The following is a 19,308-nucleotide window of genomic DNA, read 5'->3' as shown; positions in this document are numbered from 1 at the left end:
TGCATTATGATAATCGCTCGATCCACTCAGATAATGAATCAATCACATAGGTTGGCTGCCTTTCAACCTGCTGAAGCAGCTCTTTTGTCGTCACGCCTGTATGGACGAGGAGTGTATCCATCCCTGCATTCATTCCTGCCATAATATCGGTATCATAATTATCGCCTACCATGAGCGTCTCAGACACATCTGTCCCGAGCACCCGCATAGCTTGCTCCATAATGATAGACTCTGGTTTTCCGATAAATGTTGGCTGAACCGTTGTTGTAACCGTCAGCACAGAGGTTAATGAGCCATTTCCAGGTAACAGCCCTCTTTCTGTTGGAATGGCAATATCTCCATTTGTCGAGACAAATTGTGCGCCTTGACGGATTGCAATAGCGCCTACCGCTAGTTTTTCATATGTAATGCCGCGGTCTATTCCAACGACAACGAAATCAGCATCTTCTTGAGCAAACGACAGGCCTTTTTCTTCAATGGCCTGCTTGATCCCTTCTTCGCCGATCACATACACCGAGGCATCTTTCTTTTGTTCTGCAATATAATTTGCCGTCGCCATACTTGTTGTAAAGACTTGTTCTTCCGTTGCTGGAATATCGAATGAAACAAGTTTTTCTGCTACCTGCTTTGGGGTGCGTGAAGAGTTATTTGTTACAAACAAATAAGGGATGTTCAGCTCATTTAACTTATGAACAAATTGACCCGCCTCTTCGATTTTTTCTGTTCCTTTATACATCGTTCCGTCTAAATCAATTAAATAGCCTTTGTATTTCATGATGTTCACAACTCCAATGATTTATTTAAACGCTGATACTGGTCCAAGCTCCTGCTCCAAATAGGTACGAATTCGGCGTGGGAAAACTTGAAGCGACTGTTCTACCTCGCTGATCACCTGCAACAAGTCGTGATGAACCACTTCCTGATATTGCTGAACAAGTGTTTTGCGGCACGAGACAAGCTTTTTCAGCTGAGTGCCTTCTTCTGTTGGTACGACCTTTTCATCAACAAGAATATCCATGATGTCATCATAGCTTCCTGGATCCCGCATGATAAAGCCGTCAATCATATCATTTCCTGTATCAAGAATACATTCGACGAGCAAATGAACGATTCGTTCCAGCGCTTTTTTTTCTAAAGGACTTGTCCATGTTTGATGACTTCTCATCAAATCATATTGCTCCTCGAAAAAACGTAATGTCTCTTCAATCTTCTTTCTGTCTACGAAATACATCATGACGCTCCCCTTTGCGTTATTTTCTGATTCGTTTTAAGACAAAATAGGCACAGCCAAAATTACAGTATTCATAAATGTATTCATCGAGTGTGCTGATTTTTGTATCGAATGTGGCCTTTTGGTTTTGGTCATCAAAGAACCCCTTCAGTCTCAGCTGGTTATAGCCCCAATCCCCCACAATATAATCATACTTATTTAAAATATCTGAGTACCTTGCTTTAAACGCTTCCTCATTAAAGCCGTCTTTGATATCTCTTACAAGATCAAAGGTAGCATTCTGAACGACGATCATCTTCTCACCTCTTTTTAAACGATCCATCTTTAATGATAATTCATTGGAACAACTCCATCAATTGCTAAAGCATGTTTTTTCCGATTTAGCCGAAGCTAAAGAAAAAAGGAGGTCACATTTATGATGAAACAACTGACAGCCACTATTCTCCTCTGCATGCTTTTAGGCGGGTGCGGCTTTCAATCAGGCATGAACCGGCAAGTGGATGAAGATTCTTCAAGTAAAACCATCCGCCTGTCTGATCGTCATGAAGGAAATAATTCCAACATGCCAGCAGCAGACACAAACAGAGCCGGATATGTTCGTTATCAGCGGCAGCAAGTAACAGATCAGAAAGAAAAAACACCTGCTTTAAATCGTGAGCATCTTGCCCACGTGATAACAAGTTTGGCCGTACAGCTGCCAAATATAAAAGATGCAGCCACACTTGTCACAGATGAGGATGCACTCATTGTGTATCGAACAGGGAACAAAAACCGAAATGAATCAGCCGATCAAGTGAAAAAAACAGCGGTATCTGTTCTCCCTCGTTATTATCACGTGTACGTCTCTGATAACCCAGAGCACTTTCAATCCATTGCCAATTTTTCACGTCTTCAAACCAATTCACGTGATTTTGATCAAATTTTAACCAAAACGATTCAACAAATGAAATACTCTCCTCAAGGCGGAGATATTTCAACAAAAGAAGATGCCAATGGCATGACGAATTCCGATCGGACCATGAGACGAAACGCACCTTACGGCCAAAATTAACATGAGAAAAAACGCCAGAGAGCTCTGGCGTTTTCTTTGTTATGCTTGCGCCTGACGCTTCTTAGACGCTTCGTTTACTTGTTCGTCTGCATGGTATGAAGATCGAACCAGCGGCCCTGCTTCACAGTGGCTAAAGCCTTTTGACATCGCAATTTCCTTTAGCTCTGCAAACTCATCTGGATGGTAGTATTTTTGCACTTTTAAATGCTTTTTCGAAGGCTGTAAATACTGACCAATCGCCATGATGTCGACATTATTGGCAAGAAGATCATCCATGACTTCAATGATTTCTTCCTTCGTTTCACCGAGTCCAATCATAATGCTCGATTTCGTTGGAATGTCGGGTTGCATTTCTTTTGCACGACGCAAGAATTCTAATGAACGGTCGTATGTAGCCCGTGCACGAACCCTTGGCGTTAACCTGCGTACTGTTTCAATATTGTGATTTAAAATATCAGGGCGTGTATCCATTAACGTTTTCAAATTATCATAATTGCCACCCATGTCTGAAGGGAGAACTTCAATTGTTGTGAATGGACTTTTTCTTCTAATGGCACGAACAGTTTCAGCGAATACGCCTGCTCCGCCATCTTTTTGGTCATCCCTTGCAACCGCTGTTATCACCGCGTGCTTTAGGTTCATCAAAGCCACTGAATCTGCAACGCGTTCAGGCTCTTGCAAGTCTAACTCAGTTGGAAGTCCGGTTTTCACCGCACAGAAACGGCATGCGCGCGTACAAACTGATCCTAGGATCATAAATGTAGCGGTTCTTCTCACTGCCCAGCATTCGTGAATATTCGGACATTTCGCTTCCTCACAAACGGTATGCAGGTTGTTTTCCCGCATCATTTTTTTCAAACCGGTATAGTTTTCATTCGTATTCAGCTTAATTTTAAGCCAGTCCGGTTTTCTTACGTGCTCTTCCTTCTTTGCCAATTCCATCATCTCCATATGAATTCGTTAAAGGTGCATATACAAAAATCTTCCTGCTATATACGATGGATGCAGCCAGCAGCTGCAAAAAATTGAATCTTCGGCCTAAAGCCTTTTCTTTAGACACTTTAACATAGTACAGATTGAACAACAAGGGAATGAGCTTCAAAAATACCCATAAGCCTCCTAAAATAACTGAAGAAAATTACTAACATTTTCTTCTTATGAATTATAGCGATCTAACCACACTAAACGGTAGAAGATGATGCTCGAAGAAAGGAGATGGACGTTTGTGAAAGTCTTTTTAGCTATCATCATCGCTCTTTCAATGAATCCAATGCCAGTTCATGCACATGGGACAAACAAGCATACAGATGAACTGAAACAGCGAATGGCATTATACGAAAAGGTCGCCATCACAACACAGGTTCCTTGGTATGTACTTGCTGCCGTTGATCAATATGAACAGAATATACGAAAAAGCAGAAAAGATTTACCGAAACAAAAAGGCATCATTGGCATCTACATTCCCCGGGAAATGTGGATTGGACCAGAAAACCCAAATAAGCAGGACTCCTCTCCCTTAAGCATCAAAGTGTTTGACGGCATTGGGCTTGATGGAAATGGAGATGGGAAAGCTGAAATTGATAACGATGAAGATGTCCTGTTCACATTTGCTCAATATTTGCTTCACTATGGCAGTAGCATCGACCAATTAAAAATTGCGTTATGGGACTATTATGGACGTGATCAAACTGTTGGAATCATTTCATCTTTTATGAAGCTATATAAGCACTACGGCCATCTTGACCTCGGAAAGCATGCGTTTCCACTTCCAGTCGGAGCTGATTACAGCTACAGGAGTACATGGGGTGATGCGAGAGGCTTTGGAGGCAGAAGAATCCATGAAGGGACTGATTTATTTGCTCATTACGGTCTTCCTGTTCGGGCGACATCATATGGCGTGATTGAAATGAAAGGCTGGAACCGTTTTGGCGGCTGGCGGATAGGCATTCGAGATATTCATAATCATTATCATTATTTCGCTCACTTAAATGGCTTTGCAAAAGGGCTGAAAGCTGGGCAAATTGTGGAACCCGGGCAAGTTATTGGATCAGTTGGAAGCTCCGGTTACGGTCCTCCCGGCACAGCAGGAAAGTTCCCGCCACACTTACATTACGGCATGTATAAGGACAACGGACGAACTGAATGGTCGTTTGATCCTTACCCTCATTTAAGGGCATGGGAAAGAGCCGAGCGGAAACGTCGTTGAGTAAAAGGAGAAGTTTAGCGGATTTCGCATGCTTCTCCTTTTGATTATTTATAAAAATTTCCCCAGAAACAATCAGGCTCAAGCAGTTACTACTTATGCTTTTCTTTCAATCCTAAAACTAAAAAAAGAATGCCCATGATTAAAAAAAGGAGATATACAACTGTTACTTCCAGTGGAATCATGTCTAACATACCTCTAAATAAATCGACACTCACACTGTCACTCCTGGCTAATAATATCGATGCTGAAATATATTTAGCACTAAATACAATGGCAAACACCAAAAAACAACAACCACTCACATAAAGTTTCTTCATATAAATCCCCCTCACACATTCATTACAGACAATAGTCATTGAACAGCCAATCCTACTATTGATGTCGTCAGAAATCAGTATACAAAATAGATGTACAATCCAAGAAAAGCGAGACACTGTAACGATTAAAATTTATCATGGCACAGTTTTCCATATGGAATCAAGTGGTTCATTAGGTGATTATTAACAAACTGTCGGCAATTGAATGCTTATACAAGAATGCAGATTTGATGCAGGGACAAAACTTTCGTCATAAACATCCTTTCCTATATGGAATCAATCAAAAAAAAGCCCAATTCGTTCATTGGGCTTTCGTTCATTGGGCTTTTAATCTTCCTTCTCCTTTTTCTCTGGCAGAACAATCGATGGAGCACCCGAGTTCGTTCCGCTGCCATTATAATAATCTGGGACATCTCCTTGAACGGCTTGAATAGAGACAGGAACAGAATTTTTAACAACGATCGTTTCAGATGCAAACGGGATGATGACTCTCACCTTCACCTCAATGAGCACACTAATATCTATCAAGGCATTGTTAATGCCATATGGCTTGATGTTTTTTTCAACGTCCGTATGCGGATCACCAATGACACTAAATCGTACAGGTACTTTTGGCCCTAGGTTCGCAATGAGTGCGTTACCGGACACTTGACCGAGCGGAATATTATATATAATGCCGTCATGTCCGTCTGTTTGATCTTTTAATGCTTCTTTTGCTTCCTTTTGAAAATTCCCCTTTTCAATCTCCTCTAGGTTTTTTTGAAGGTGACGTGACAGGTCAGCCATTGCTTTCGATGTTGCCTGCGCATTGAAGTCGATGGTTGTTACTTTTCCATTCTCACTTGTATTCATCACGACCATATCCTTCATATTCTTCTGATCATCTGCAAAATCCTGAACAGAATATTGGATGAGGTGATTGGCGATTCGTTCTGTTTCTAGTTCAGCAATGTGAATTAAGGTTGGTTTCATGGAACGATTGATGAAGAATAGGCTAATGACGGTTGAGAGCACAAAAAATAATATCGCAAGCAGCATGACATAACGAAATGGCAGAGGGCCCTTTTTGTAGGGGCGATAACGGCGGTTCATTCTCATTAAAAAATCCCCCCTTCTCCATTACAAGTGTATGCAGACAGGCGGGGGGATAGGAATCATCTCTCTATTTTATTTCACCATTTTTAATAATGCGTCTCTTCCAATTGTGCCAGCATGAATGCCGAGCGCCTCTGCGGCATAGGTTACAGATTCTAAAGGTGCATCGAGCAATTGCTCGATGGTTCTCACACCGACCGCTCTTCCTGCGATGATTCCTCTATCTGCCAGCTTTTCATTTAAGAGCCCGACATCAAGTGCACCGCACATAATATATCCATGCTCATTTGTCACTGCCATGAAATTGGTCTTTGGCAGTTTGACGGTGACGGCTGTAAAGGAATGGCCATCAATTGTAATCGGTGTTAAATTCACCATATCCCTTCACTCCCTTCATCACAATCTATGTGAAGGGAGGGCGGGTGTTGTTAGGCGGGTGCGGATTTCATCTTGCGTCTTTCAGGCGCCAGCTTAGCACATCACGTAAAAATTCCGGCATGAAATATTCAATGTGTTCATGGTCACGTATATGAGGAAAAAGGGAACCGAGTGTATACATATCCACTGTGCCAACCGTATAGGACTCATCCTCTTTGATGAGCTGACCGTTTACAAAGACATCCTTTACGCGTTTGGCTTCGCCTTCTTCTACTGTATAAGTGAGTCCGCTGTACAGCATTTTCCCCATGAGCTCACCTCTAAAGCCAAAGCCTTTGATGCGCAGCTGTTCTATTTTTTCTTCACAAGCACGAGAAACAGTTTCGATCAATTGCTTCCCGGTAAGCGTCACCCGAATCGGATTAATTGGATGCGGGCATATCCGGTGAATGTCTTCTCTTGTGACGATACCCGCCTCTAATGAATCAAGCACCATGCCTGCATTCATCATGCCAATATCTGCTCCGCACCATTCTTTAATGGCATCTGTTAGGAGCTGGGGAAGCGGCGATTCATCGAACCACTTCGTTTCAAGCTTCGCTTTGATTGATGTTACTTCTTCCTGCATCAGTGCTTTGGCTCTTCTTTCTGCTTTCTGTAAGGTTGTGATGGCTTCTTCCGATTCACTGATGAGCTGATCGACTGATTGCACCGTCGCTTTTTTCTCTACGAGCTCCTTACTGGTTGTGTCAATGGTCAGCTCGACACAGCCAATATAATGTCCATATTTTTCAGCACATGCAAGGAGGACCCCATTGTCCATTTCACCCTGTTCTAACAGATGATGCGTGTGTGAACCTAAGATGATGTCGATGTCGGGGAAGATATCGGCTACCTCTCGATCATGGATGATGCCAAGATGGGAAAGAAGCACAATCACATCCGCTTGGCCTTTCACTTCGTGGAGCATGTCCCGTATGCTCTCAAACGGGTCTGTAATGTTCCAACCCAGCTTTTCATATACAGGGATATAAGCAATCGTCACCCCTAGGATGCCTATCTTCAGTCCATTTTCTAACGTGATTACATCATAGGGCTTAGCCCACGATGGTCTTTTGCCTTTTTCAAATAAATTAGATACAATCACTGGAAATTGCGCCTCTTCGTACAATTGATCCAGTTGATCATGAGGCAGTGTAATGCCTTCATTATTGCCAATCGTCACTCCATCATAGCCAAGCTGATTCAGAAGTTTAACGTTTACTTTTCCATAATCAGCTTCTGACACGAGGTTCACTCGGTCCATATGGTCACCAATATCAAATAAAAGCATCTGATCGTGAACTTGACGCTTTTCTTCAATATAAGCTGCGATTTTGGGCCAGTTCTCAAAGTGGCTGTGCAAGTCGTTTGTATGATATAACCATAGCTTTTGCAGCATGTTGATCTCTCCCTCAAGTTGTCACTGAACCGTCTCATTCACGTTGAAAGGCGCAGCTTTCTTTTAGCTAAATAAATCTAACTGCTTCGGGGATAAGCTTGAATACGTAATATCCAGCAAATCAATCATTTGCTGGCCATTCGTCGCTGCATCTCCGCCGGAGTTATTGTTAAATACGACATATACATCTTTCGATTGCTGATGCAGGATGTCGAGGTTCTTTTTCCATTCCTTTAATTCAGCTTCATTATATAAATATAAGTATCGAACTTCACGCCAGTTCTCATGATCTGCCGGATGAAGCCAGCCTTGTTTATTTCTTCCGTGAAAACGGACTAATGTTTTGTCACGATGTGTGGCTTGTATGACTGGCGGAATGGATCCTTCTCCGACTTGTGGTTCATCACAGACGGAATGAATCCAGCCTTCGGTCTCCATAAAGGACAGCGTTTGCTCATAAAATTCCTGTGAGAACCAAGTCCGATTTCGAAATTCGAGTGCACAAGGAATGTCACCCATCTTCTCCTTACACCATCTTAAATAGTGGACGTGCTCCTTTTTGCAATCAAACCATGGAGGAAATTGAAACAGAACCATGGCCAACTTCCCTTCACGAATGAGCGGAGTCAGTGAAAGAATAAATGCATCAAACATTTCATCTTTCGAAGCAAACGGAATTTCGCCTCTTTGATGTCCGGTCATTCCTTGGTAGGCTTTCACAATAAATTGGAAGGCGTCTGGTGTATCTTTTATCCATTTTTCATGGTTGCGCTCAGGCTGTACAGCATAAAAGCTTGCATCCAGCTCCACAATAGGAAAGGTTGATGCGTAGTGAAACAGCTTTTGAGCACTTCCTATTTTCGGCGGGTAAAGACTGTCATGATCTCCCCAGCCAGTTAATCCGATATAAATCATGTATCTCACCTCTTGCCACTAGCTGATATAAACGGCTTCCTTACTCAAAGCCTTTGTTGTTTCTTGGGATTCCCAGATTTCCGAAAGAAATTCTTCTGTGTACAACATATCATATTTACTTGTCATTCTGAATGAAGATGACTGCTGGCACGCGATTTTGTCATGCTGCCCTGTTTGTTTGTCATATTAAATGACAACTTTCTATCTAAAATGATTTTAGCTGATAACATAAAATGCATATCAGAGACTTTGACAGCCATTGTCCATTTTTTTATTCATCTTCACCAACAGCTTTGGTTCTAAATAAAGGAGATTGAGTGGATATGAACATTGCCGATCACCATGTGGAAGAATTGCAAAAAATGGCTCAAAGGATTCACAAGCCTGCCTATCTGATGAATCATCATGGACGTATCCTATACACCTCGCACAGCATAAACACAAACCCAGAATTGTTTCATGTGCTCCGCTTTTTTCAAAACACGACAAATCATTATTTTTCAATGATCCATTCAAAGCAAAGCTTTTCTGTCTTTCCTGTTTATATACACGAGCAAGCATGTGATTATTTAGTGATCCCTTCTTTCATCCATCCGCATGATCAAGAGCTGCATGCAGCAATTGAGCAAGCAGTGAATGCAATGTCCATTGCAAATATAAAACAGCATCTCACAAAGCAATCTACACAGCGTGCCAGAAATGAATGGTTTCGCAGATGGATGGAGGGGACCATTTCCTCCGGGCAAGATGTCGCCCGCCTTGCACAGATGTTTGGATTAGACGCAAAGATCTCCTATATATGTATCGCCTGTCAGCTCGATCAGCCTCATCACTTTACTTGTTTGATTGAACAGCAAATCGTTTTAGATCAAGTGTTTGATTTACTTGAAAGCACCATTTCGCACTGTCCATTTCCCGCCTTTCTTTTTGTGAAAGGAGATATCGGCATATTCTTGATAGAAGAGACAGGCAATTGGGCTGAATTAAGCGAATCAATCCGCTCTTTTTTGAAACAGATGCAGGTTCTTATTAAACAGTATGTGCATCGCACCATTTCCTTTGGTGTGAGCTTAACTGGTTGTTTGATCAGCCATCTGCATGAGGGTTACAGTGAAGCAAGCGATGCACTTCAATCAGGCCACCTCTCATCACGGTCTGAATATATCCAGTTCTATCAGGCAAAGGATGTGTCAGATTTACTGAAGCTCATTCCAAGAAAGGATTTAACCACTTTCTATGAGTTGCACCTTCATCCATTATATGAACAATCACAAGCCGATCCAAGTCTTCTCCACACCTTATCTGTATATTTAGAAACGCATTGCCACATTTCAGAAACAGCCAAGCGTTTATGTGTGCATCGTAACACTGTGATTTATCGACTAGAGAAATGTGAAGAACTACTTCGCATCAGCCTAAAAGATCCTAATGCAACATTGCCGCTGCGCTTAGCCTTACGTATTCAAATGTACCTTTCATCCCATTCCAATTGAATCTTTTTATCTGATGCTTCATATATTTTGGAGGGGGAAAAGTGAAATACGAGGAGTGGTGACAAATGGATGAGGAGCTACGTCATATCCCGCAGCCGATTCGAGAAGATGGCGCCGGTGCAACTGATTTAGGCCCGCGAAACGTACTTCGAGATATGGAGAACCCAGATATGCTGGTTCCTCCTAAAACGGATGCGGGGACGATCCCTAATTTAAAATTTTCATATTCTGATACACATATGCATTTGAATCATGGCGGCTGGTCGCGGGAAATCACGGAGCGAGAGCTGCCTGTTTCAACAACTATTGCCGGTGTGAACATGCGGCTTACGCGCGGGGGCGTTCGTGAGCTTCATTGGCATAAGCAGGCGGAATGGGCGTATATGATTTTAGGGAAAGCCCGGATCACCTCTGTAGACGCAGAAGGGCGGAATATGATCGCTGATGTGGAAGAAGGAGATTTGTGGTATTTCCCGCCCGGTATCCCTCACTCGATCCAAGGTCTTGAGGATGGCTGTGAGTTTCTTCTTGTTTTTGATGATGGCACTTTTTCTGAATTTGATACGTTCACCATCACAGACTGGTTTGCTCATACACCAAAAGACATTCTCTCCGCCAATTTCGGCGTTCCAGTCAAGCTGTTTGACCGCATTCCGAATCAGCAGCGCTATATGTTTCAAGGCTCTCCGCCGGCATCTTTGGAAAGCCAAACGGTTCCTGATCCATACGGCAGGATAAAGCCGCCATTTACGCACCAGCTTCTTCGCCAAAAACCAATCGTGACCTCTGGCGGAACGGTGCGAATCGTTGATTCACGCAATTTTCCAGTTTCTAAAACCATTGCCGCTGCGCTTGTCGAGGTAAAACCTGGGGGCATGAGAGAAATGCACTGGCACCCTAATAATGATGAGTGGCAATACTATTTAACCGGTTCAGCCAAAATGACAGTTTTCGGAGCGGGCGGTACAGCTCGCACCTTTAATTACAGAGCAGGTGATGTCGGCTATGTTCCTTTTGGAATGGGGCACTACATACAAAATATCGGCCACACAAGCCTTTGGTTTCTAGAAATATTTAAAAGTGACCAATTTGCAGATATTTCATTGAACCAATGGATGGCCTTAACCCCTCCTCAATTAGTGAAGGAGCATTTACATGTAGATGATGCATTAATTCGTGCGCTGCATAAAGAAAAATCACCTGTCGTGAAGTATGAGCGATGAGGCTGATAATAAAAAACCGATCAATCCGTGCTGATCGGTTTTTTTCATTAAGAAACGGCATGAGAATGCGGCTGACTATTTTTTGCCCATAGGATAGAAGCAATGAAACTTAAACAGAGCACCAGTGTCCCAAACATAAAAGGAAACTCAATATTCACATCAAATAAAATACCTGCAAGACTCGGCCCGACGATATTGGCAAGGCTCATAAAGGATGTATTGAGACCGCCTGCCAACCCTTGCTGATTCCCAGCCAGTTTCGATAGCAAAGTATTGAGAGCTGGGCGAACAAATGAGGTAGCTGATAAAAATAAAATCGAGCCTGTAAAGATCAGCCAAAAAGAGGGGGCAAAGCGGCATACGATCAGCATAAAAGCCGCCCCCAGCAGCGCATAACGCACCACACGCATCTCGCCAAATCGTTTCACAAAGATATTCACTAAGGCACCTTGAACAATGACACCAGCAAGCCCAGCCGCCGTAATCACAAACGCAATATCCTTCGGTGTAAAGGCATGTTTTTGGTCCACATATAACCCAAAGATCGATTCAAAATGGATAATCCCAAAATTCAGGACAAAGGCCAAGATAAACAAAAAGCCGTATGATGTCTTTAAAGCTTGAATCATTTGTGTAAAAGGATTGAAGTGAAGCTCTTTGTTCCCCCTTGCTTCTTTCTGCTTTTCCTTTGTTAAGGTTTCAGGCAAGAACATGAAGGATAGCAGAGTCGAAAGGGCTGCAAAAGAGCCTGCGATGAGAAAAGGAAAAGAAATCCCAAACTCTACCAAATAACCGCCCACGCCCGGTCCAATGACAAAACCTAGCGTCATCGCTGCACTAAAAAGCCCCATTCCTTTCCCTCGGTCCTTTTCACTGGTGATATCCGCAATGTATGCAAACATGGCCGGCATCAGCAGCGCACCGGCAGCCCCGCCTAAAAACCGAGACAAAAATAACATCCAAAGCTGATCGGCGAAAGCAAAAATAAATTGTGCAATCGCAAAGCCGGCAATTCCGGCAATGATCCATTTTCTGCGGCCAAATCGATCGGTCAACGCACCTGCGACCGGTGATAAAACAAATTGCGTGAGGCCGGTTGCAGCAACGAGAAAACCAAGTGTTTTCCCAGTTGCACCAAAGGCTTCAATATAACTTGGCATCACTGGAACAATGAGGCCAAAGCCGAGCATGGCAATAAAAATATTCAGCATCAAAATGTATAATCTGCCCATCTTTTTCATATCAAAAAAACCTCTTTCTGCAAAATAAATGAAGATAATGACAAAAATGATAAGAACTTCTTCAGTATGCGATATCATGGCCTATAAGTCTAGTTTTTAAAAAAAGAGTGTTTTTCCTAAATAAAAAATACCCGCAGATGACGAGTATTTTGAGTGTCCCTTTACTTATTCAGCTTGTTCATAGAATGAAAGAGCCGCCTGCAGTCCCGCTCCGCATGTAATGGCTGCACCGTATTTCATCAGTATGGCTTCAAGCCCTGCTAAAACAAACAAAACATTTTCCTTTCGGCAGCTATAGCCCATTGTGCCGATTCTCCATATACGTCCTGCAAGGGGTCCAAATGAACTCGCAATCTCAATCCCAAAATGATGGAGCAGATCGGCACGCACCGCTTCTCCGTCAATACCACTTGGAATGACAATGCACGTCACTACTGGCATTTTACAATCTGGATCCCCAAATAATTCAAGCCCCATCGCTTCAAGACCTTTCATTAAAGCTTGTTCATGAAACAAGTGACGCTGAAAACGTTCCTCTAGACCTTCTTCCAGTACAAGACGACCCCCTTCTCTCAGTGCATAAAGCATCGTTGTCGCTTCTGTATGGTGATTTAACCGCCTTGGGCTCCAATAATCTTGGAGCTGGCTTAGATCAAAATAATTGCTTTTGATAGGAGACATATCTATCTGCTCTTGCAGTTCGTCCTCTGTAGCAATCCCTCTTTCTACTTTCTTTCTCGATTCAATAACAGCCGCCACCCGGTCATTATAGGTGATCGGCGACATGCCTGATGGAACAGACAAGCATTTCTGCGTGCCCCCAATGGCCGCATCAATCTTCCAGTCATCTACCTTCACCTCGACACCGCCTATTGTTGCCACAGCATCTACAATAAAAAGCGCATCAAGTGCTCGGCACGCTTCACCCATTTTCTCAAGCGGCTGCAATCTCCCTGTAGATGTTTCACCGTGAACCAATGCAACGATTTTAGGCTTGACCTGGTGCATTTCAGCAATGATGTCATCTTGTTCAAAAACCGTTCCCCATTCACATTCCATTGTATGTACCTCAGCACCGTAACGCTGTCCTATTTCCATCAGCAAATGACCGAAGCGTCCAAAGATAGGAACAAGCATCACATCTCCTGGCTCGATCACACTGGCAAGAACAGCTTCAAGCCCTGAACGTGACGTACCATCAATCGGATACGCCCATTTATTTTCTGTTTGAAAGAGTGATCGTAATAAGATCATCGTTTCATTCATGATCTCTGTAAATGCAGGGTCAAATTGACCAAGAATCGGTGTGCTCATGACCCTTAGCACTCTCGGGTCTACTTCAACAGGTCCTGGTGTCATAATCGTTCTCGAAGGTGTTTGCAGTTCTTTCATGCGATCCATCCTCTCCCTTGCTGCCCTCTTTATATGCCCACTTATACAGCAATACGTCTAAAATAGCAATCTCTTTTCTCACACATTGATTACATAAAATTTACGATCAATCCATTTATTTCTTTATGGCAATATGATAGAAATAAAGAGACGACATTCTCGATTAAGGAGGAAATAGAATGAAAAGAAAATTATTTGGTCCTGTAGCCGCCGGCATGATGATGTTCGGCATATTTGCCGCCCCTCTGCCTCCACCTGCGCATGCTCAAAGCTTCTCCCTACATGAACCTAGCCAAGCGATCACCTTTTCCCCGTTACAGCTTCAAACCGAAACATCTGCACAACAAACGCAAACAGCCGCCACAAGTCAAATTGATTCCTATTACCAGTCTGCTGCTGGCAAATCAGGGCCCGCTCTTAAGAAAGCTTTACACGATATAATTGATGATCATACGCAGCTATCCTACAGTGATGTATGGGATGCGTTAAAGACAACAGATGAAGATCCAAATAATGCAAACAATGTGCTTTTGCTTTATAGCGGGATCTCACGCTCAAAGCAAGCCAATGGCGGGAATGTCGGTCAATGGAACAGGGAGCATGTCTGGGCAAAGTCTCATGGCAATTTTGGGACAAGTAAGGGACCTGGAACAGATCTCCATCATCTTCGTGCAACAGATGTGCAAACGAATAGCACACGTGGAAATTTAGATTTTGACATCGGCGGAAATGAATATAAAGGCGCACCAGGAAACTTCTATGATAATGACTCCTTTGAACCACACAACCGAGTGAAAGGGGATGTGGCGAGAATGCTCTTTTATATGGCGGTACGATATGAAGGCGATGACAGCTTTCCAGATTTAGAATTGAACAACAATGTGAATAATGGAAGCGCCCCTCTGCACGGCAAAATGTCCATTCTTTTGAAATGGCACAAGCAAGATCCAGTCGATCAAATCGAGCGGAATCGCAACGAGATCATCTATCAAACGTATCAGCACAACCGCAACCCTTTCATCGATCATCCTGAATGGGCAAGCGATATTTGGGAGTAAAACGAAAAGGCACTGCTAAGAACAAGCAGTGCCTCAGCGTGTAGACAAACCCTCGCATTCGGTGTCAGTCCTGCGCGCCGGTGCTCACGAATGTCAAATTCGCTCCGCTCCGGTACTCGTCCTTCCTAGACTGCAAAGGTTTTCAGGTCACGCTGGAAAGAAGACAAAGGGCTAAAATCAAGTTCATTTTAGCCCTTTGTCAACAATCTAAGGCACTGCTAAGAGCAAGCAGTGCCTTTCTTTTTTTCAAGCGGACAGACAAGACAATAATCAAGACTCTCCGATTTTTTCTCAAGCTTATAGTACATACAGCAAGTCTTCCGGTTGGATGCTTCCAGTAAACCCTCATCTAAGTTTAAACTGTGCTCAAATGGATTTTGCTTCGCTCCAAATACATCCCCCGCCGCTTGCTTCAGAAAAAGATAATCCTCCCGCACGCGCTGCTTCACCGCAGACTCCTCTGTTTCCCGCATCATACTGCGATAAAGAGAATTGATACGAACCGCTACATTCTCCCATAGAATAGAATGCGGGAGTCTTGATGTTCGCTTCAGCACATCTAAAAGAGGTGTGACACACTCCGTAAATAGCGTGCGGACGACCTGCTCTCTCCACTCATGACGATCTCCTTCTAACTGAACAAATGAACAGAGCGTTTCATCTAGCTCAATTTTACGATCTTCTCTAAAGACACACGCCTCTGGTGAAAACCGGTAGACAGCATCATACATCGTCATCAAGTACAAAGTAGAACTAACCGCTAAGTATGCATAGCGCTTTGAGAACATGGACGCCGCCACTGCTAGATTCGGTGCATGCATCGCTTCCTTTTCCGCTTCCAATAAACGTCTTACAGATGCTTCTGAAAAAAGCGCAGCCAGTGTGCGATCAGATGTCATCGGTCCATTTGTGATGTGTACCCCGAAATCAAGTAATTCTCTCTCAACCCACTCTGGCCTCATATCAAAACCCCCATCTTTCGTTTAGCGATTTCGCTGTTGATATAACAAATAGATAAAGAACGGTGCACCAATTGCCGCCGTAAAGACACCTGCTGGCACATCTAATGGAAGAAAAGCCGTTCTCGCAACTAGATCTGCCAGCATCACGAGAATACTTCCAACAAGCGCAGATGCCGGGACAAGCGCAATGAATGAACGACCGATGATCATTCTAGCCACATGCGGTGCCATGAGTCCGACAAATTCAATACCACCTGCAAATGCAACGGCAATACCGGCTAGTGTCACACTCATCAGCAGAAAGAATAACCGCTTCGCCTGTACCTTGACCCCAAGACCTGTTGCAAGATCATCCCCAAGCTCCTTCACATTCATCGTTCTTGCTAACACCATGACAATTGGTAAAATGATCATCACCCAAGGAAGCATTGCGGTAACGTCCTTCATCGTAGAGCCATATAAACTTCCCGTCAGCCAGATGTAAGACTTGGTCGTGGTCATCGTATCACTGAGAACTAAAGTAAACGTCACACACGCCTTCATAATGGCGGAAATCCCAATACCCATCAGGACAAGCGTGATCGGTTTGACGCCTTTTTTCCATGAAAGCAAATAGATCAGGCAAGACACCCCAAAAGCGCCTGCAATCGCCCACAATGACTGATAAGCAATGGGTACAGTGCCCATCCAAAAGACGATAAACATAATGGCACCAAATGAAGCACCGCTCGTAATTCCTATGATGTCAGGCGATGCAAGCGGATTTCGAATGAGACCTTGTAAAATAAGTCCTGATACCGCAAGTGCCGCTCCTACTAAAACCGCAAGTAGCGTCCGTGGAATCCTCAGTGTATTTAATACAAACGTATTTCCTTCTCCCTGCCCAATTAAATGAAGCAGCACATCTTGCGGCGGAATGAACCGGCTACCCATACAGAGACTCAAAATAAATAAGCCAAAGGCAATAGCCGTCAATAAAAGTAAGATCAAACATGTCCGCTTTGAAAATTGAAATGAAATGCGCCCGCCCTTTGAACGCACTGTATATGTTTTAGCCACCTGTCTTCAACCCCTTGCGCACGAGATAAACAAATAGAGGCGCTCCTGCTATTGCTGTCATGACGCCAATTGGCACTTCCTGCGGCATGATCAGAAAACGAGCCGCAAGATCTGCGACAAGTAAAAGCGACGCCCCCACAACGGCACAATACGGCAGTACCCAGCGGTGGTCTGGTCCGACAATCTTTTTCACAATATGCGGCACAAGAAAACCGACAAAACCAATCGAGCCTGCAACAGCGACGGAACCACCTGCTAAAAAGACGACGAGTACCCCCATCGTCATCTTCAAAAGCAGCGTACGCTGGCCAAGCCCTTTGGCAATATCATCCCCCGACAAAAGGACATTGATCGAACGGCCAAGTAAAAGCGCCACCACAGTCGCACCTAGAATATAAGGCAAAACAGGCAGCAGCATATCAATACTTCTTCCTGACACTGAACCCGCCATCCAAAACAGGATACTTTGAATCGACTGTTCATTCACGATTAAAAGTCCTTGAGTAAAAGATGCAAACAGGGCGGATATCGCAGCACCTGCGAGCACAATTTTGACCGGTGTCAGCCCATCTCTTCCAATAGAGCCCAGTAAAAAAACGAGCATCCCTGCTATCGCAGCACCTAAAAAGGCGGTCCACATATAGCCTGTTAACGACTCTGTAGAAAAGAATATAATGGAAATGACGATAAAAAATAGTCCACCTGCATTAATACCTAATAAATCAGGCGCAGCAAGCGGATTTCTTGTTAATGCCTGCATGAGTGCACCTGAAATCGCTAGACTTGACCCAACGACTGTTGCGATTAAAGCTCTTGATAATCTGGATGTCATGACAATCACACTGTTCGGATCTGATTCATCGAAATGAAGAAAAGCATGGATGGTGGCTTTGAGGGAAATGGAGGTTTGCCCAAGGGAAATACTGAGCATAAAAAAGACCAACATCAACACGATGAATCCAGCAAAAAGCAGTGCCTTGCTTGAATCCTTTTTTAATAGACTTCTCATTTGATTCCCGCTTTCAATCTGTTATGGAAAAAGGAGAAAATGGTCTTTTCACATTTTCTCCTCCGTTATCCTTATTGATCAATTCCTAGACGATCATAAATATCATCAAGCATCATGTTTGCAGCAATGATACCGCCTGCCATGTTCCAAGTGATTTCATCCACTTTATGCACTTGCTTCGCTTTGACTGCGTCAAGCTGCTTCCATAAAGGATGACTTGTCCACTCTTTATATGCTTTCTCAACCGCCTGATCTTGATCATCCATAAAGTAATAGATCACATCTGCATTCATCTGTGGAATGCTTTCTTTATCTGTAAGTGTCACGATATCTTGCTTTTTATCTTTGACATTCTTTGGACCTTCAAATCCTAGTTCTGTTAAAATCGAACCCGCGAATCCCGTTTGATAGATTCTCGCATGATCAGCACGGAAATTGACAACCGCTACATTCATCGGCCAGTTTTTAATATTCTTTTTCGCTTTTTCTTTGAAGTCAGCGACACGGTCATCCCACTTCGTCAGCAATTCTTTTGATTTATCTTGCTTATTTAACGCTTCACCCATCAATTTCACTGTATCTTTAAAAGTGAACACTGTTTCTGTTGCAACAGTTGGAGCGATTTCTTTCAGCTGATCAAAAATTTGCTCGTGACGAACTTTTGATGCAATGATCAAATCTGGCTTGAGCTTTTCAATTTCCTCTAAGTTTGGCTGTGTTTCCTGCCCAACTATTTTGACACCCTTTAAATCATCTCTTAAATATTTATAAGTAGGTGTTTCAAGCCATGATTCTACAACACCAACTGGTTTAATGCCCATAGCGACTGCTGCATCCGTTGCTCCTTGGTACAGCGTCACCACACGTTTCGGCGACCCTTTTATTTCAGTTGAACCGATAGCGCTTTCAACGGTTCTTGTTTTTTCTTTACTATCTGACTTGCCTTCACTGCTATTGCTGCCACAAGCTGCAAGTAAAACGATGGAGAGCACAACTAATAGCGACCAAAAAGATTTTTTGAACATGTACCTCACCTATCCATTCTATATGTAGTCATATCGTTTGATAACGATTCTCATTATCACACTATGATTTTATCATAGAAAAGGGTGGTGTCAATGGAATTTTTTAAGAAAATGGGAGAGTGTTGACTATTTGTTCATGTTAAATGGAATTTTTGCACATTTGGATGGTGCGACCGATGCTAGTAAAATGGACAAATGAGCCTATGAAAATT

Annotated in this window: 21 protein-coding genes; 5 read left to right on the top strand and 16 right to left on the bottom strand. The window is 43.2% G+C overall.

The features are described 5' to 3' along the window. Positions 1-4: 4 nt before the first annotated feature. Genes GPA07_RS04955 through GPA07_RS04945 form a run of 3 tightly spaced genes read right to left on the bottom strand, consistent with a single transcriptional unit; the run spans position 5 to position 1,526 of the window. Positions 5-778: a TIGR01457 family HAD-type hydrolase gene (locus GPA07_RS04955; RefSeq protein WP_145939433.1), complete on the bottom strand. Its 774-nt coding sequence runs from the start codon at positions 776-778 to the stop codon at positions 5-7. 18 nt (positions 779-796) lie between these two features. Next, positions 797-1,231, bottom strand: coding sequence for a DUF86 domain-containing protein (locus GPA07_RS04950; protein ID WP_008360450.1), 435 nt, complete (start codon positions 1,229-1,231; stop codon positions 797-799). Between the two features lie 19 nt (positions 1,232-1,250). Next, entirely contained in the window at positions 1,251-1,526 is a 276-nt protein-coding gene (locus GPA07_RS04945; protein WP_024423368.1) for a YutD family protein, read from the bottom strand. A 120-nt stretch (positions 1,527-1,646) separates the two neighbouring features. On the opposite strand from GPA07_RS04945, the gene GPA07_RS04940 reads away from it, so the two are divergent. Further along, complete coding sequence (locus GPA07_RS04940) at positions 1,647-2,282, top strand: YhcN/YlaJ family sporulation lipoprotein (RefSeq protein WP_008360454.1); 636 nt, start codon at positions 1,647-1,649, stop codon at positions 2,280-2,282. Positions 2,283-2,321: 39 nt separating this feature from the next. Here GPA07_RS04940 and lipA read toward each other — a convergent pair whose 3' ends face one another. Continuing rightward, entirely contained in the window at positions 2,322-3,218 is an 897-nt protein-coding gene (gene lipA / locus GPA07_RS04935) for a lipoyl synthase (RefSeq protein ID WP_008360456.1), read from the bottom strand. Next, positions 3,175-3,384 (bottom strand): hypothetical protein, encoded by a 210-nt coding sequence (locus tag GPA07_RS04930; RefSeq protein ID WP_008360458.1) that lies wholly within the window; start codon positions 3,382-3,384, stop codon positions 3,175-3,177. The genes lipA and GPA07_RS04930 overlap by 44 nt, the downstream gene beginning before the upstream one ends. A gap of 159 nt (positions 3,385-3,543) precedes the next feature. Here GPA07_RS04930 and GPA07_RS04925 point away from each other — a divergent pair, with 159 nt between their 5' ends. Continuing rightward, positions 3,544-4,488: a M23 family metallopeptidase gene (locus tag GPA07_RS04925; protein ID WP_232532147.1), complete on the top strand. Its 945-nt coding sequence runs from the start codon at positions 3,544-3,546 to the stop codon at positions 4,486-4,488. An 89-nt stretch (positions 4,489-4,577) separates the two neighbouring features. Here GPA07_RS04925 and GPA07_RS04920 read toward each other — a convergent pair whose 3' ends face one another. The 5 genes from GPA07_RS04920 to GPA07_RS04900 form a co-directional block, all read right to left on the bottom strand. Further along, the gene (locus GPA07_RS04920; protein WP_008360462.1) at positions 4,578-4,805 is read right to left on the bottom strand and encodes a hypothetical protein; all 228 of its coding nucleotides are present in this window, start codon (positions 4,803-4,805) and stop codon (positions 4,578-4,580) included. Positions 4,806-5,132: 327 nt separating this feature from the next. Then, a complete protein-coding gene (gene yunB, locus GPA07_RS04915; protein ID WP_008360464.1) occupies positions 5,133-5,903 on the bottom strand; it encodes a sporulation protein YunB in 771 nt (256 codons plus the stop codon). 69 nt (positions 5,904-5,972) lie between these two features. Continuing rightward, a complete protein-coding gene (locus tag GPA07_RS04910; protein WP_008360466.1) occupies positions 5,973-6,278 on the bottom strand; it encodes a YunC family protein in 306 nt (101 codons plus the stop codon). A 67-nt stretch (positions 6,279-6,345) separates the two neighbouring features. Next, complete coding sequence (locus tag GPA07_RS04905; RefSeq protein WP_157292122.1) at positions 6,346-7,719, bottom strand: bifunctional metallophosphatase/5'-nucleotidase; 1,374 nt, start codon at positions 7,717-7,719, stop codon at positions 6,346-6,348. A 63-nt stretch (positions 7,720-7,782) separates the two neighbouring features. Continuing rightward, positions 7,783-8,634, bottom strand: a complete 852-nt coding sequence (locus GPA07_RS04900; protein WP_071168651.1) for a DUF72 domain-containing protein — start codon at positions 8,632-8,634, stop codon at positions 7,783-7,785. Positions 8,635-8,957: 323 nt separating this feature from the next. Between GPA07_RS04900 and GPA07_RS04895 the strand changes: the two genes are divergently transcribed. Continuing rightward, a complete protein-coding gene (locus tag GPA07_RS04895; RefSeq protein WP_157292121.1) occupies positions 8,958-10,127 on the top strand; it encodes a PucR family transcriptional regulator in 1,170 nt (389 codons plus the stop codon). A gap of 65 nt (positions 10,128-10,192) precedes the next feature. After that, positions 10,193-11,350, top strand: coding sequence for an oxalate decarboxylase family bicupin (locus GPA07_RS04890; RefSeq protein ID WP_071168649.1), 1,158 nt, complete (start codon positions 10,193-10,195; stop codon positions 11,348-11,350). Between the two features lie 47 nt (positions 11,351-11,397). On the opposite strand, the gene GPA07_RS04885 is transcribed toward GPA07_RS04890, so the two are convergent. Both GPA07_RS04885 and GPA07_RS04880 read right to left on the bottom strand, forming a co-directional pair. Continuing rightward, a complete protein-coding gene (locus GPA07_RS04885) occupies positions 11,398-12,591 on the bottom strand; it encodes an MFS transporter (RefSeq protein ID WP_157292120.1) in 1,194 nt (397 codons plus the stop codon). 165 nt (positions 12,592-12,756) lie between these two features. After that, positions 12,757-13,992 (bottom strand): pyridoxal-phosphate-dependent aminotransferase family protein, encoded by a 1,236-nt coding sequence (locus tag GPA07_RS04880; protein ID WP_157292119.1) that lies wholly within the window; start codon positions 13,990-13,992, stop codon positions 12,757-12,759. Positions 13,993-14,162: 170 nt separating this feature from the next. Here GPA07_RS04880 and GPA07_RS04875 point away from each other — a divergent pair, with 170 nt between their 5' ends. Next, entirely contained in the window at positions 14,163-15,041 is an 879-nt protein-coding gene (locus GPA07_RS04875; RefSeq protein ID WP_008360483.1) for an endonuclease I family protein, read from the top strand. Positions 15,042-15,259: 218 nt separating this feature from the next. Here GPA07_RS04875 and GPA07_RS04870 read toward each other — a convergent pair whose 3' ends face one another. The 4 genes from GPA07_RS04870 to GPA07_RS04855 all read right to left on the bottom strand — a co-directional run bounded on the left by GPA07_RS04870 (position 15,260) and on the right by GPA07_RS04855 (position 19,096). After that, positions 15,260-16,003, bottom strand: coding sequence for an IucA/IucC family C-terminal-domain containing protein (locus GPA07_RS04870; protein WP_157292118.1), 744 nt, complete (start codon positions 16,001-16,003; stop codon positions 15,260-15,262). Positions 16,004-16,024: 21 nt separating this feature from the next. Continuing rightward, a complete protein-coding gene (locus GPA07_RS04865; RefSeq protein ID WP_157292117.1) occupies positions 16,025-17,062 on the bottom strand; it encodes a FecCD family ABC transporter permease in 1,038 nt (345 codons plus the stop codon). Beyond that, positions 17,055-18,071, bottom strand: a complete 1,017-nt coding sequence (locus GPA07_RS04860; protein WP_008362053.1) for a FecCD family ABC transporter permease — start codon at positions 18,069-18,071, stop codon at positions 17,055-17,057. The genes GPA07_RS04865 and GPA07_RS04860 overlap by 8 nt, the downstream gene beginning before the upstream one ends. 71 nt (positions 18,072-18,142) lie before the next feature. Next, positions 18,143-19,096, bottom strand: a complete 954-nt coding sequence (locus GPA07_RS04855) for an ABC transporter substrate-binding protein (RefSeq protein ID WP_157292116.1) — start codon at positions 19,094-19,096, stop codon at positions 18,143-18,145. Positions 19,097-19,308 lie beyond the last annotated feature (212 nt).

The organism is Bacillus sp. ms-22, from assembly GCF_009759805.1.
GTDB lineage: Bacteria > Bacillota > Bacilli > Bacillales > Bacillaceae > Bacillus > Bacillus xiamenensis.
This window is presented reverse-complemented; position numbering and strand designations above follow the sequence as displayed.

What these genes read in the sequence shown, in the direction of transcription:
- GPA07_RS04950 (WP_008360450.1), bottom strand. Translation starts at nt 1,231, where the DNA reads ATGTATTTCGTAGACAGAAAGAAGATTGAAGAGACATTACGTTTTTTC.
- GPA07_RS04945 (WP_024423368.1), bottom strand. Translation starts at nt 1,526, where the DNA reads ATGATCGTCGTTCAGAATGCTACCTTTGATCTTGTAAGAGATATCAAA.
- GPA07_RS04940 (WP_008360454.1), top strand. Translation starts at nt 1,647, where the DNA reads ATGATGAAACAACTGACAGCCACTATTCTCCTCTGCATGCTTTTAGGC.
- GPA07_RS04925 (WP_232532147.1), top strand. Translation starts at nt 3,544, where the DNA reads ATGAATCCAATGCCAGTTCATGCACATGGGACAAACAAGCATACAGAT.
- GPA07_RS04920 (WP_008360462.1), bottom strand. Translation starts at nt 4,805, where the DNA reads ATGAAGAAACTTTATGTGAGTGGTTGTTGTTTTTTGGTGTTTGCCATT.
- yunB (WP_008360464.1), bottom strand. Translation starts at nt 5,903, where the DNA reads ATGAGAATGAACCGCCGTTATCGCCCCTACAAAAAGGGCCCTCTGCCA.
- GPA07_RS04910 (WP_008360466.1), bottom strand. Translation starts at nt 6,278, where the DNA reads ATGGTGAATTTAACACCGATTACAATTGATGGCCATTCCTTTACAGCC.
- GPA07_RS04905 (WP_157292122.1), bottom strand. Translation starts at nt 7,719, where the DNA reads ATGCTGCAAAAGCTATGGTTATATCATACAAACGACTTGCACAGCCAC.
- GPA07_RS04900 (WP_071168651.1), bottom strand. Translation starts at nt 8,634, where the DNA reads ATGATTTATATCGGATTAACTGGCTGGGGAGATCATGACAGTCTTTAC.
- GPA07_RS04895 (WP_157292121.1), top strand. Translation starts at nt 8,958, where the DNA reads ATGAACATTGCCGATCACCATGTGGAAGAATTGCAAAAAATGGCTCAA.
- GPA07_RS04890 (WP_071168649.1), top strand. Translation starts at nt 10,193, where the DNA reads ATGGATGAGGAGCTACGTCATATCCCGCAGCCGATTCGAGAAGATGGC.
- GPA07_RS04885 (WP_157292120.1), bottom strand. Translation starts at nt 12,591, where the DNA reads ATGAAAAAGATGGGCAGATTATACATTTTGATGCTGAATATTTTTATT.
- GPA07_RS04880 (WP_157292119.1), bottom strand. Translation starts at nt 13,992, where the DNA reads ATGGATCGCATGAAAGAACTGCAAACACCTTCGAGAACGATTATGACA.
- GPA07_RS04875 (WP_008360483.1), top strand. Translation starts at nt 14,163, where the DNA reads ATGAAAAGAAAATTATTTGGTCCTGTAGCCGCCGGCATGATGATGTTC.
- GPA07_RS04870 (WP_157292118.1), bottom strand. Translation starts at nt 16,003, where the DNA reads ATGAGGCCAGAGTGGGTTGAGAGAGAATTACTTGATTTCGGGGTACAC.
- GPA07_RS04860 (WP_008362053.1), bottom strand. Translation starts at nt 18,071, where the DNA reads ATGAGAAGTCTATTAAAAAAGGATTCAAGCAAGGCACTGCTTTTTGCT.
- GPA07_RS04855 (WP_157292116.1), bottom strand. Translation starts at nt 19,096, where the DNA reads ATGTTCAAAAAATCTTTTTGGTCGCTATTAGTTGTGCTCTCCATCGTT.